Below are 13,078 nucleotides of genomic sequence, written 5' to 3' on the forward strand. Positions count from 1 at the left end.
AGGAACAGCACCAGGACCAGGACCTGGTTGACCGGGCGCAGCGAGGGCAGGGTGATGCGGCGGATCTGCTGCCACATCCCGGCGCCGTCCAGCGCGGCGGCCTCGTACAGCTCCCGCGGGATGTTCTGCAGTCCGGCCATGACGATGAGGAAGGCGAACGGCCAGCCCTTCCACACCGAGACGGTCAGCAGGGCGTAGAAGCTGTTGTCGCCGATCAGCCAGAACGACGGCTTGCCGGTGAGGTGTAGCTGGTCGTGCAGGACGTGGTTCACCAGGCCGTTGTCGTGCTGGAACATGAACGCCCAGGTGATGACGGCCGCGTAGACCGGCAGCGCGTAGGGGATCAGGAAGACGGTGCGCAGCAGGCCGCGGCCGCGGAAGGTGTCCTGCATGTAGATCGCGGCCGCGGTGCCGATCGCCCAGCACATGCCGACCGACAGCAGGGTGAAGCCGACCGTGACGAGGAAGGAGTGCAGCAGGGCCTCGCCGACGGGACCGTTGACGTCCACGGACAGCTTGTAGTTGTCGAGGCCGGACCACGGGGCCGTGCCCCAGTCGCGGATGTAGAACTGGGTCAGCTCCTTGAAGCTCATCGTGATGCCGATGACCATCGGGACCAGATGGACCAGGAGTTCGAGGACCAGGGCGGGCAGCAGGAGCAGGTACGGCAGTCCGATGCGCTTGATCCGCCCGGGGCGGCGCGGGCCGCGCGCCGCCCCGGGGGTGTTCTCGTGCACCGACCGCGTGTCCGTCTCGGGGATCGTGGTCGTCATGAGAGTGTCCGCCCTCACTTCGCCGGCATCTGCTGCTGGGCCTTGAGGAGTTTGGCCTCCACCGACTCGGTGGTCACCGCGCGGCCGGCCGCCGCCTCCGCGAACAGGTCCTTCACCGCCGTGCCCACGGCCGTCTCGAACTGGGACTCGTCGGCTACCTGCGGCAGCGCCTGCGCGCTGGTGGCCAGGGTCTGGCGCAGCACCGCGGTGCCCTGTGTGTTGAACGCCGGGTCCGACTGGGCCGACTCGACCGGCGGGATGGAGCCGTAGGCCTTGTTGAGGATCTTCTGCTCCTCGTCGCTGGTCATGAACTTCACGAACTTCGCGGCCCCGTCGAGGTTGTGGGTGTTCTTGAAGACGGCCATGTTGATGCCGGCCACCATCGAGTTGATTTGGGTACCCGTGCCCGGCGTCCCGGACCGGACGGGCGCGGGGGCGGCGGCCCAGTCGGAGTCCTTCATGCCCAGCGACTTGAAGGTGGCGGCGGCGGTCTGCCACAGCACCATCGCCGTCTTTCCCTTGGCGAAGTCACTGAGGGACTGGTTCTGTGCGTACTCCGCGTTGCTGACCGGGATGACCTTGTCCTTGGCCATCAGGTCCACGTACTGCTTGACCGCCGCGACCACGCCGTCGTTGGTGAAGTCGGGCTTGCCGTCGGCGGTGAAGAAGTCCGCGCCGTGCTGCTTGGCGAGGACGAACACCTGGTGGATGTTCTCGGAGAGGTTGGAGCCTTCAGTACCGATGGCCTGCTTGCCCTTGGCCTCGATCTTCTTGCCGTCGGCGACCAACTCGTCCCAGGTGGCGGGCGGCTTGGCGATACCCGCGTCGGCGAAGATCCTCTTGTTGTAGTAGAGGGCGTACGACATCGAGTACAGCGGGACGGCGGCCGGATCCTGGCCCTGGACGCCGGTGGAGCCGAGGGCGGAGTCGACGAAACGCTCCTTGCCGCCGATCTTGGCGAAGTTCTTCTCGTCCCACGGCAGCAGCGCGCCGGTCGCCTGGAGCGAGGCGCTCCAGGTGTTGCCGATGTTGAGGATGTCGGGGCCCTGGCCGGAGGTGGCCGCGGTCAGGATCCGGTTCAGCAGGTCCGCCCAGGGCACGACCTCCAGCTTTACCTTGATGCCCGTCTGCTTCTCGAACTTGTCCAGTTCGGGCTGGAGGACCTTCTTGTCCACGGCGATGCTGGCGCCCTGGTTGGAGGCCCAGTAGGTGAGCGTCTTGGGCGAGTCGTTGGACCCGCCGCCAGTCGATGAACCGCCGCCGCAGGCCGTGGCCACGAGAGCGAAAGACAAAGTAACGGCGCCTACGGCCGCGGCTCGGGTGGTGCGCATGACTCCTGGTGTCCCTTTCCGGGGGTCGAAGCCGTGGAAGCGCCTGCGGAGCCGACACCGCGTTCGACTTCAGTAGGCCCAAGGCTTAATTTATGACGTGAGTTAAGACGCGCAAGAAGGGTGGCGTCAAGAGGTTGGACCCTTACGCCTTACCCACCACGTCGGCGAACGAGGAGGCCAGGTGACACAGCACCGTGGCCGTACGGTCCATGACCTGCGGCGGGAGAGCCGGACCGCCGTTTTGCAACGGTTGTATTTCGACGGGCCGATGAGCCGCTACGCACTCGCCTCGACGACCGGGCTGAGCTCCGGATCGATCAGTAACGTGGTGGCCGAGTTGATCACCGACGGTCTGGTGGAGGAGGCCGGCAGGGTCGCCTCGTCTCGCGGGCGGCCACGCGTCCTGGTGCGGATCGTGGCTGGCCGCGGCTATCTGATCGGCGTGGACGTCGGGGAGAACCGGGTGCGAGTGGAGCTGTTCGACCTGTCCCTCACCGAGCTGGCACGGGTGGATCTCAGGGTGGCGTACCGGGACGGTCACGCCTACGACGTGGACGTGGTCGTGCGGAACATCAACGACGGTGTCGCCGAGGTGCTGCGGGCGTCCGGTGTCGACGGCGAGCACCTGCTCGGCGTCGGTGTCGGAGTGCCCGGCATCGTCGATGACAGCGTCGAGAGCGGCTCCGTCGTGCACGGCCAGACCATCGGCTGGACGGCCGTGCCGCTGGAGCGTCTCCTGCGCCGCACCGGCCGGCTTCCGCCACACGTGTCGTACTTCATCGACAACGGAGCCAAGACCGCGGGCCAGGCGGAGATGTGGTTCGGCGCCGGACGCGGCGCGCGCTCCGCCGTGGTGGTGCTCTTCGGCTCCGGTGTCGGCGCCTGCGTGGTCACCGACGGCCTGGAGCGCGGCCGGGCCGTCGAATGGGGCCACCTCACGGTGCAGGTGCGCGGGCGGCGCTGCCGCTGCGGCGCGTCCGGCTGTCTGGAGGCGTACGCGGGCGCCGAGGCGCTCCTCGCCCGCTGGCGCGAGGCGGGCGGCAGGCCCTCGCCCGGCGGTGACGAGGAGGGCACTCTCACCGAGCTGCTGGCAGCGGCCTGCCCGGAGGACGGGAGCACGCCCGATCCGGTGGCGGCGACCGTTCTCGCGGAGACGGCCCAGTACCTCGGCGCGGGCCTGTCCGACCTGATCAACCTCTTCCAGCCCGAACGGATCGTCGTCGGCGGCTGGGCCGGCCTGCGACTCGGTCCACGGTTCCTCGAAGAGGTGCGCACGCACGCTTTCGCGCGTACGCTGCGCCACCCTGCCACAGGCGTGGGCATAGAGCCCGGCCGCCTCGGTCCGGACGCGGTGACCATCGGTGCCGCCGCCCTGCCGCTCGCGGACTTCTTCGCCCATGGCGGCCGCCGTCCGGCTCCCACGGTCATACCGACGCCGGACCGCCCTGGCAGGCGCCCCTGAGGCGGCGGCTCTGCGAGGCCGGCCCGACCCGTGGCCCGTCGCTCTGACAGGCGGCCGGACTCGCTGCCGGGCCGCTCCCCTCACCCTTTCCGCGGCCCGCCGCTCGGCCGGCTGACGCACCGTGGTCAGTGGAGAGCGGCAGGCCAGGGCGACGCCGGAGCCGCCGGAACCTAGCACCGCCGCCTCGTTCGGCGCCCGCCCGCCCTCGCGGAGCATCGCGCGCTCGCCATGCGCCGTCCCGGCAGGCGTCACGGCCGTCGGACGCGAACCCTACTCCGCGGGCCGGCAGGTGTTCGACGGCCAGCCGCCCGCCTTCCTGGTGACCGAGGTCGACATACTGTGCGGCGGGAAGCCCTGTAGAGCGCTCTCCGCGCCCTTGTGTCACTCCCCGAGGGTGCCTACGTGCATGTCGGCGGTCAGCGTCAGGTGGCCCGCCGACCGGCCGGCGAGCAGTCGCCATACGCCGGTCTCCGTGCGCCACCCGCCGTCGGCCTCGGACCAGTGCCGCAGGGCGCGAGCAGGTACCTCGATCACGGCGGTCAGCCGTTCCCCCGGGTCCGCCTCCACGGCCGTGTATCCGGCGAGCCATCGCCTCGGGCGCTCCACCGCCGAGCCGGGTTTCGCCACGTAGAGCTGCACCACTTCGCGGCCACGCCGCCTCCCCGTGTTGCGCAGGGTCACGCGGACCGTCAGGGGACCGTCGTCGTGCACGGCCGCCGGGGCGTCGAGTTGCTCGTACTCCCATGAGGTGTAGCCGAGGCCGTGTCCGAACCAGTACGCGGGCGTGCGGCCCGCGCGCAGCCAGGCGCGGTAGCCGATGTGCAGTCCTTCCTCATACGGCAGGACGCCGGCCTCGGGCCGTGTGCCGGTGACCGGTACGTCCCGCAGGGCGGCACCCCAGGTGGTCGGCAGCCGTCCACCCGGCTCGGTAGCCCCGAACAGGACGTCGGCCAGTCCGTGACCCGCCTCCTGGCCGGGGAACCAGGACAGCAGGATCGCTCCCGCCTCGTGCCGCCACGGCATCTCCACCGGGCCGCCCGCGTTGACGACCACCACGGTGCGCGGGTTCGCGGCCGTCACGGCACGCACCAGCTCGTCCTGGTGGCCGGGGAGGGCGAGACCGGTCCGGTCATGCCCCTCGGACTCGCTGTCCTCCGTGGTGCCGACGCACACGATCGCCACCTCCGCGTCGCGTGCCGCCTCGGCCGCCGCGACGAGGGCCGACGCGGGATCCGGCGCGGGCGGGCCCGCGGTCACCACCGTGGCGCGACCCGAACCGGGAAGCAGTTCCCGCCGGGCCACCACATGCACGCGACCCAGGTGGGACAGCCGGACGCGGCCGTACCGGCACGGCGGGTTCACATGGACGACGGCGGGGTCGTCGGTCTCCCGCGGGAACGTACCGTCGACGACGGCGCGGCCGTCCACCGTGAGACTCATACGGCCGAAGCCGCCGATGCCGAACGTCCACTCCCCCTGCGCCGTGGGAGCCAGCAGAGCACTGATCTCCACGCTGTGGGCGCCCGGCGGTACATATGGTTCCAACTGGCGCCCGCTGTGGCGGTCTTCGGCGTGCAGTTCGCGTCCCTCCGCGTCGAGCACGCGGACCAGGACGCCGGGTGCGCCGCTGCGCGGGTTGCGGCATGTCGCACGGTCGAGGGGCGGGGGCGCGGTGCCGAGAGCGGGGCCGGGGGCATGGACGACGCGCACACCGTCGCCCAGTGCTCTGCGGATCCCGTCCAGCGGCGAGACGACATGGTGAGGGAAGACGCCGGCGCTGCCGCCGCCCTGGGCTCTCGGCTGTGCGGCGTGCGGCCCGATCACCGCGACACTGCGCAGGGAGGCGGGCGTCAGCGGCAGCAGTCCGTCGTTGCGCAGCAGGACCGTCCCGGCGGCGACCGCCCGGCGCAGGAGCGTCCGCTCGTCACCCGGGCCCGCCGGACCGGTGCCGACGCCCCGGGACGCGCCCAGCGCCCCCACCCGGTCGGCGAGCCGAAGCAGGCGGCGGGCCTTGTCCTCGACCGCCTCCAGCGGCACGGCGTCCTCGCGCACGGCCCGTACCAGGGCGTCCCCCCAGGGGCTTTCCGGTCCCGGCATGGCGAGGTCGTGGGCCGCGAGCGCGGCGGGCACCGTGGAGCGCATCGCACCCCAGTCGGAGACGACGACCCCGTCGAACCCCCACTCTCCCTTGAGCGGCTCCGCCAGCAACGGGCTCTCCGTCATGGTGGCGCCGTTGACGCCGTTGTAACCGGCCATGACGAGCCATACTCCGGCCGCCACTGCCGCCTCGAACGGCGCGAGGTACACCTCGCGCAGGACCCGTTCGGACACCCGGACATCCACGGTCAACCGCTCGGTCTCGGAGTCGTTGGCGACGAAGTGCTTCGCGGTCGCGGCCACGCCGTGCTTCTGGATCCCGCGGATCAGTGCGGCCCCGGTGCGACCGGTCAGCTCCGGGTCCTCCGAGAAGCACTCGAAGTGACGGCCTCCCAGGGGTGAACGGTGGAGATTGAGCGTGGGGGCGAGGACGACGTGCACGCGCTTGCGGCGTGCCTCGGCCGCGAGCAGTCCCCCGAGCCGCTCCACGAACTCCTCGTCCCACATCGCCGCGACGGCGGACGGTGAGGGCAGCAGCAGTGAGGTGTTCCGTTCGTCCCAGGCTTCTCCGCGCACTCCGACGGGACCGTCCGACGTCGCGATCTCCCCCAGTCCGATGACGGGTTCCGCGTGCGTGTGCCAGGTGTCGGCTCCGGTGAGAATCCGCACCTTCTGCCCCAGATCCAGCTTGTCGAGCAGTCGGGCGCGTTCTTCTTCAGTCATTCCGTCTGCCTCCTCGGCCGCTCATCGGAGAGCGCTCTCCCAAGCATTCCGAGGAGATCAGGTTCCTGTCAATGAGGCCGCCGTCTCTTCCAGTGTCGTGCGAGTGGAGTTCTCGGACGCTTGGAAAGGATCTCGTCGGGGGTCTTGGTTCACGTGATCAGCTGGCAATAGCCGTTGACCCTCACGCATGTCGGCTGGGTTCTGCCGACATGCGGGAGTCTGGAGTAGAGCCGTCCTTCGGCCCGGCGCTGTTGTTCAGCGCCGAGCCAGCGATCATCACCTATGAGGCGTGGCGTTACCCCACGTCAGGAGGGGAGGTTCCAGCGCTGGGCGTTGGTGTTGTTGCAGTCGAAGATCTGCAGTGGGGTCGAATGGGCCATCGTGGCGTCCACGCGGTCCAGCAGACCGTGCGGGGAGGTGGACGGCGCGGTCGGTAGCTGGTCCACGACCTCCGCGAGGACGGTCGCCGTCAGTTCGGCATCGTGTTCCTGGTCGGTGGAGTAGTTGGTCCGGCCGAAGACCGCGCTGACGCGGGTCGGCGCGAGCGGCTTCGCGATGTCTCGGCCACGCCGTCGAACGTCCGTGCCCTGCCGACCAGTTCAGAAGTGAGCGCGGCGTTCGGATCGTGCAGCCGAGCGCGATCCTATGCCGGGGCTGCTGCCCGACCGATGAAGGCCGGGCAGGCGCCCCCTGGTGTCTCTCTGGGGGTCCTCTGGTCTGGACGAGGGCCCGCGCTGTCGCCTACCGCAGTGGGCGGTGACCTTGAGGTAAGCGGAGCGGACCGCGCCCCTGGTCTACAGCCCGGCCGCCGGTTCGGAGACAGCATCCTCTGAGCTGGGGCTGCGCGACCGTCGACGCGGGTGGATCACGCGATCCGGGCCACCCGGGTTCCGCGTCCTTCGCCGGCGAGGAGCGGCATCATCGTCTGGAACATGGTGGTGAGGTGCTCGCTGGCGAGGTGGGCGTCGAGTGATGCCTGGTCGCGCCATTCCTCGATGAGGATGATGTGGCTGTCGTCGTCGAGGTCGCGCAGGAGTTCGTAGCGCAGGCAGCCGTCTTCGGCGCGGGTGCGCTCGACGACGCTTTCTATGAGAGAGCGGACCTCGTCGGCCTTGCCTTCGGCGGCGTTGCTCTCGGCGATGATCATGACGGTGTTGTTCACGGTTCTTCTCTCTTAGGTTCCGGCGTGATGGTGCTGCGCGCAGGTGGAGTGGCGTGCTGACGGGGGTGAGGTCAGGTGGCGAGCAGCTGCTGGTAGAAGTCGGCGGGGTCGGCGGCCAGGGATGCCTTGACGTGGGCGCTCCATTGGTCGACGACGACCTCGATGAGGTTGTTCTCGACGCCGTCGAGTGCGGCGCGGGCTACGTCGGCGGGGTCGGTGAGGGGGCCGTCGTAGTCGGCGCCGGCCATGATGTCGGTGTCGGCCGCTCCCAGGACGACGCCGGTGACGAGCGTGTTCTGCCCGGCGAGTTCCAGGCGGATGCCGTTGGTCATGCTCCACTCCGCCGCCTTGGCCACCGCGTAGGCGTTGCTGCCGTTGTAGGAGAACCACGACAGGGCCGAGAGCACGTTCACGATCGCGCCTCCACCGTTGGCGGCCAGGACGGGGGCGAAGGCGCGGACCATGTTCAGATTGCCCCACAAGTGCGTGTCCAGCTCGCGCCGGATCGCGTCGAGTTCGCTGCCCAGGAGGTTGGTGCCGGTGGAGATCCCGGCGTTGTTCACCAGCAGGTCGACGTCGGTGGCCGCCGCTGCGGCGGCCTCGATCGAGGCAGGGTCGGTGATGTCGAGCTGCAGGACTTCCACGCCCGGCAGGTCGATGCTGCCGGGGCGCCGGGCGGTCGCGTAGACCTTCGCGCCGCGCTCGGCGAGCTGCGCGGCGAAGTGACGCCCGATCCCTCGGTTCGCGCCGGTGACCAGCGCTGTCGCTCCGGAGATGTTCATACAGGTGCCCTTTCGATGCGGCCGTAACAGGTCAGGCCGGCTCATGGATCCCGCGCGTACTTCGGCGGTATTGCTACGCTAAAACCTGACGTCAACGTGAGGTGCAAACGGAAGGGAAGTGATCCGCGTCATGCGCATCGGACAGCTCGCCAAGCGCTCGGGGGTGAGCGTGCGCGCCTTGCGCTACTACGAGGAGCAGAATCTCCTGGAGTCGACACGGACGCCCGGCGGGCAGCGCGACTACTCCGAGGATGCCCTGGACCGCGTCCAGCTCATTCAGGATCTTTTTGCCGCCGGCCTCTCCAGCCGAACCGTCGTCGAGCTGTTGCCGTGCGTGAGCACCGGCACCGCGACCCCCGGCATGCTGGACCAGCTCACCAACGAGCGGGACCGCATCGCCGAGCGCATCCAGGACTTGTCCCGAGCGAAAAGCAAACTCGACCGCGTGATCGAGGACATCGTCGCAGCGGGAGTCGTCAAGGCGTGACGGTCCTCCGCGTGTCTGCGACTCATAGAGCCTTACAGTGCGGACGCCAGGTTTGCAGCTGCTGGGACGGCTTGCGCACTGGACCGTGATCCGGTTCCACAGTAGGTAGAGCTATGAGCGCGCCGGGCGGACCGGCACAGCTCAGAGGGCGTGGGCCAGGGCCCGCCCGAGTAAAGGATCGTCGGCGACCGGGCGGTCTCCTGTGGCGAGCCAGCCCGGCCGCACTCCGCGCTTATGCCGCCCTGACTGTTTCAACAGCTGCGCCGACCTCGGCCCAACGTGGCCTGGGGTCGGCGTGCTGTGCTGTGCGGGCGGGAAGCCTCGCTCACCAAGGCCAGGACGTCACTGAACACACCGGTGCCCCGGTCGATTCCGTACGGCCTCCGCTGCTTGTGAGCGCGCTTCGTCGGGAGTTGCCGCGGTGTGGGTGTGTCAGCGTGGGGTGAGGGCGAAGTCGGGATCGCGGCGGCGGAGTTCGGCTGCGGCGATGGTCCGCTTGTGTACTTCGTCCGGGCCGTCGGCGATTCGCAGGTGTCGCTGGTGGACGTACATCTCGGCGAGAGGGGTGTCGTTGGACATGCCGGCGGCCCCGAAGACCTGGATGGCTCGGTCGATGATCCGGGCGGCGATGCTGGGGGCGGCGACCTTGATGGCGGCGATCTCGACGCGCGCTCCCTTGTTGCCCACGGTGTCCATCAGCCAGGCCGCCTTCATCGTCAGCAGGCGGGCCATCTCCAGGTCGATGCGTGACTCGGCGATCCAGTCCTGGATGTTGCTGCGCAGCGCAAGCGGCTGTCCGAAGGTGGTCCGCCTCTGCGCCCGGTCGATCATCAGGTCCAGTGCGCGTTCGGCCATGCCGATGGACCGCATGCAGTGGTGGATGCGGCCGGGACCCAGTCGCGCCTGGCTGATGAGGAAGCCGTCGCCTTCGCCCGAGATGATGTTGCCGGCGGGTACCCGCGCGTTGTCGAAGAGGATCTCGGCGTGGCCTTCGCGGTCCATGTAGCCGAAGGTAGGCAGTGACCGCACCAGGGTCACGCCGGGGGTGTCGATGGGGACGAGCATCATGCTCTGCTGACGGTGCTTGGGCCCGGTGGGGTCGGTCTTGCCCATCACGATGAGTATTCTGCACATCGGGTGCATCGCGTTGGACGCCCACCACTTGCGGCCGTTGAGGACGTATTCGTCGCCGTCGCGGACCATGCTCAGTTCGATGTTCGTGGCGTCGGAGCTCGCGACGGCCGGCTCCGTCATGGCGAACGCGGAGGCGATTTCACCGTCGAGCAGCGGCCGCAGCCACTTCTCCTTCTGCTCGGGCGTGCCGAAGCGAGCCAGCACCTCGATGTTGCCGGTGTCCGGCGCGTTGCAGTTGGTCGCCTCCGGGGCGAGATGGGCGCTGCGCCCCATGATCTCGGCGAGAGGCGCGTACTCGACGTTGGTGAGCCCGGCGCCGAGATCGGATTCGGGAAGGAAAAGGTTCCACAGCCCTTGCCGGCGCGCTTCCGCCTTGAGGTCCTCGACCACGGCCGGGTGGTGGAACAGGTCGCCGGACGCCTTCATCTGCTCCTCGCTCACCGCCTCGGCCGGGTAGACGAACTCGTCCATGAAGGCCTCCAGCCGCTTTTGGTAGTCCAGAGCGCGTTCGGAGGGGCGAATGTCCATGAGGTTCCTCGCGATGTCCGCGGCTCGGTCTCGCCGCTGTGTGGGTAGGACCGCCCGGGCCGAGCGCCGCTGCGCCCGTCGGACTGGCCCGAGGCTAGAACAATCGCCAGTCGTGTGCAACATTATTGGAAACGTTGCATCACTGGTGATGGCGACCGCACAGTGTCCGATGAGGGGAAATCCAGATGAGCAGAGCAGCAATCGTGGCGACGGCCCGGACGCCGATCGGGAAGGCGTACCGGGGGGCGTTCAACAACACGCAGGGCCAGGAGCTTGCGGCGCATGCGATCTCCCACGCGCTGGACGTGGCCGGAATCGAGGCCGAACTGGTGGAGGATGTGGTGCTGGGCTGCGCCGTGCCGGAGGGGACGACGGGGTTCAACGTCGCCCGCCAGGCCGCGCTGCGGGCCGGCATGCCGACGAGCGTGCCGGGCATGACGGTGGACCGGCAGTGCTCTTCGGGGCTCATGGCGATAGCGGTGGCCGCTCAGCGCGTCATGTTCGACGGGCTCAAGGTCGCTGTTGGAGGGGGCGTCGAATCGATCTCCCTGGTCCAGAACGAGCACAACAACCGGTACCGGGCGGTCGATCCCTGGCTGAGCGAGCGGGTCGCCAGCTTATACTACCCGATGGTGCGCACGGCGGAGATCGTCGCCCTGCGGTACGGGATCAGCCGGACACGTCAGGACGAGATGGGTGCGGAGTCCCATCGCCGCGCCGCGGCGGCGCAGGACTCCGGGCTGATGGACGCGGAGATCGCGCCCATGACGGTGGTGAAGATCGAGAAGGACCGCGAGTCGGGCGAGTCCCGCGAGGTGGAGATCACGATCAGCCAGGACGAAGGGCTGCGCCGCGCTACGACACGGGAAGGGCTTGCCGCGCTGCGGACCGTGCTGTCGCCGGACGAGGCGGGCGGCGCTCCGTCGGTGACGGCCGGCAACGCCTCCCAGCTGTCGGACGGCGCCTCGGCCTCGGTCCTCATGGACAGCGACTACGCGGCCGCCCTGGGCCTGGAGCCGCTGGGCTACTACTGCGGCCTGGCCGTCACCGGGTGCGATCCCGAGGAGATGGGGGTGGGGCCCGTCGCCGCCGTTCCGAAGCTGCTGGAGCGGCACGGACTCACGGTCGGCGACATCGGCGTGTGGGAGCTCAATGAGGCTTTCGCGTCCCAGGCCATCTACTGCCAAGACGCCCTGGGGATCGATCCCGAGAAGTGCAACGTCAACGGCGGTGCCATCGCGCTCGGCCACCCCTACGGCATGACAGGTGCCCGGGCCGTGGGGCACGCCCTGCTGGAGGCACGGCGTCGCGGCGAGCAGTTCGCCGTCGTGTCGATGTGCATCGGCGGCGGCATGGGCGCCGCCGGCCTCTTCGAGGTCGCCTGAACGCCGGGGGTGGTCCGCCCGCACCGCGGTCGGGCCGCCCCGGCGCTCATCCCAGGGCCTGGTAGATGGCCGTGACGTACTCGGCCGAGCGGTCCGATCCGATGACTCCGGCCGACATCTGGTTCATGACGTAGGAGATCGTCAGGCCGCGATCGGGATGCATGACGGTCAGTGATCCACCCCAGCCGCCCCAGAAACAGGTACGCCCTTGGTCGATGTAGGGCAGCGACTGCGGCTCGGACAGTGCGTAGCCGATGCCCCACCGCATGGGGAGCCCCAGAACCAGGTCGACGCCGCTGGCTTGCTCCTGGAAGATCAGGTCGATGGTCGAGGGGCGGAGCAGACGCACTCCGCCGACCGAGCCACCGTCAGAGACGGCCGACAGGATCCTGCTGAGCGATCGGGCGTTGCCGTGTCCGTTGACGGCCCCGAGTTCCGCGCGCCGCCAGGCGTGCGTGTTGACCGTCGCCGCGTCGATGAGGGGGCGGGCGAAGGTCTTGACCATGATGTCGTCGGGGTCGGCCGCAGCGAAGTCGAAAGCATACGGCGGTGGTGGGATGATCTCGGCCACCCTCGCGTCGTCCTCGGGGCGCACACCGATCTGGAAGTCGGCGCCCAGCGGGGCGGCGATCTCCGTCCGGACGAATTCCGTCAGCGACAGTCCCGAGACGCGCCGCACGAGCTCCCCGACGAGGTGGCCCTGGCTGTTGGAGTGATACCCGGAAGCCGTCCCCGGCGGCCACCACGGTGCCTGATGCGCCAGCCGGGCGGTGGCGCCCGGCAGGTCGTACAGATCCTCCGTGGCCAGTGGCCCGTCCCAGCCCGAGAGGCCGGAGGTATGCGACATGAGATGACGCACCTCGATGCGGCTCTTGCCCTGGGCGGCGAACTCGGGCCAGTAGCGTGCGACAGGGGCGTGGACGTCGAGCAGTCCGCGGTCCACGAGCATCAGCGCGGCCAGATTGGTGACCATCTTGGTCGAGGACCAGACGTTGACGATCGTGTCCCTCGACCACGGCACGGTGCGTGCCGCATCCCGGTGGCCGCCCCACAGATCCAGGACCGGTTCTCCGTACAGGTCGACCGCAAGCGAAACACCCACCTCCTTCCCGCGGGCGATGTTCTCCTCGAGGAGCTCCCTCACCTTCTCGAACCGCGCATCGCATTCTCCGTCGACTACCTCTGTCATGGCTGAACTCCCTGGCTGAACGGCG

At 69.4% G+C, this 13,078-nt stretch carries 10 protein-coding genes and 1 pseudogene; 3 read left to right on the plus strand and 8 right to left on the minus strand.

Going from position 1 to position 13,078, the window contains the following annotated elements; translation table 11 throughout:
• Both ACZ4SV_RS04540 and ACZ4SV_RS04545 read right to left on the minus strand, forming a co-directional pair.
• On the minus strand, positions 1–773 hold a 773-nt coding region (locus ACZ4SV_RS04540; protein WP_468001341.1), incomplete at its 3' end, for a carbohydrate ABC transporter permease.
• 14 nt (positions 774–787) lie between these two features.
• Positions 788–2,104: an ABC transporter substrate-binding protein gene (locus tag ACZ4SV_RS04545; RefSeq protein ID WP_468001343.1), complete on the minus strand. Its 1,317-nt coding sequence runs from the start codon at positions 2,102–2,104 to the stop codon at positions 788–790.
• A 181-nt stretch (positions 2,105–2,285) separates the two neighbouring features.
• Here ACZ4SV_RS04545 and ACZ4SV_RS04550 point away from each other — a divergent pair.
• Positions 2,286–3,613: pseudogene (locus tag ACZ4SV_RS04550) on the plus strand (ROK family transcriptional regulator).
• 334 nt (positions 3,614–3,947) lie between these two features.
• Here the strand turns inward: ACZ4SV_RS04550 and ACZ4SV_RS04555 are convergent.
• The 4 genes from ACZ4SV_RS04555 to ACZ4SV_RS04570 form a co-directional block, all read right to left on the minus strand.
• A complete protein-coding gene (locus ACZ4SV_RS04555; RefSeq protein ID WP_468001345.1) occupies positions 3,948–6,386 on the minus strand; it encodes a glycoside hydrolase family 3 C-terminal domain-containing protein in 2,439 nt (812 codons plus the stop codon).
• Positions 6,387–6,691: 305 nt separating this feature from the next.
• Positions 6,692–6,832: a hypothetical protein gene (locus ACZ4SV_RS04560; protein ID WP_468001347.1), complete on the minus strand. Its 141-nt coding sequence runs from the start codon at positions 6,830–6,832 to the stop codon at positions 6,692–6,694.
• A gap of 419 nt (positions 6,833–7,251) precedes the next feature.
• Positions 7,252–7,548 (minus strand): putative quinol monooxygenase, encoded by a 297-nt coding sequence (locus ACZ4SV_RS04565; protein WP_468001349.1) that lies wholly within the window; start codon positions 7,546–7,548, stop codon positions 7,252–7,254.
• A gap of 71 nt (positions 7,549–7,619) precedes the next feature.
• On the minus strand, positions 7,620–8,330 hold the full coding sequence (locus tag ACZ4SV_RS04570; RefSeq protein ID WP_468001351.1) for an SDR family oxidoreductase: 711 nt from the start codon (positions 8,328–8,330) through the stop codon (positions 7,620–7,622).
• 130 nt (positions 8,331–8,460) lie between these two features.
• Here ACZ4SV_RS04570 and ACZ4SV_RS04575 point away from each other — a divergent pair, with 130 nt between their 5' ends.
• A complete protein-coding gene (locus tag ACZ4SV_RS04575; RefSeq protein WP_468001353.1) occupies positions 8,461–8,817 on the plus strand; it encodes a MerR family transcriptional regulator in 357 nt (118 codons plus the stop codon).
• A 432-nt stretch (positions 8,818–9,249) separates the two neighbouring features.
• On the opposite strand, the gene ACZ4SV_RS04580 is transcribed toward ACZ4SV_RS04575, so the two are convergent.
• Positions 9,250–10,479: an acyl-CoA dehydrogenase family protein gene (locus ACZ4SV_RS04580; RefSeq protein ID WP_468001355.1), complete on the minus strand. Its 1,230-nt coding sequence runs from the start codon at positions 10,477–10,479 to the stop codon at positions 9,250–9,252.
• Positions 10,480–10,664: 185 nt separating this feature from the next.
• Between ACZ4SV_RS04580 and ACZ4SV_RS04585 the strand changes: the two genes are divergently transcribed.
• Positions 10,665–11,864: an acetyl-CoA C-acyltransferase gene (locus tag ACZ4SV_RS04585; RefSeq protein ID WP_468001357.1), complete on the plus strand. Its 1,200-nt coding sequence runs from the start codon at positions 10,665–10,667 to the stop codon at positions 11,862–11,864.
• A 46-nt stretch (positions 11,865–11,910) separates the two neighbouring features.
• Here ACZ4SV_RS04585 and ACZ4SV_RS04590 read toward each other — a convergent pair whose 3' ends face one another.
• Positions 11,911–13,053, minus strand: a complete 1,143-nt coding sequence (locus tag ACZ4SV_RS04590; protein ID WP_468001359.1) for a serine hydrolase domain-containing protein — start codon at positions 13,051–13,053, stop codon at positions 11,911–11,913.
• Positions 13,054–13,078: the final 25 nt, after the last annotated feature.

The sequence above is a fragment of the Streptomyces sp. NPDC027672 genome, assembly GCF_055566335.1.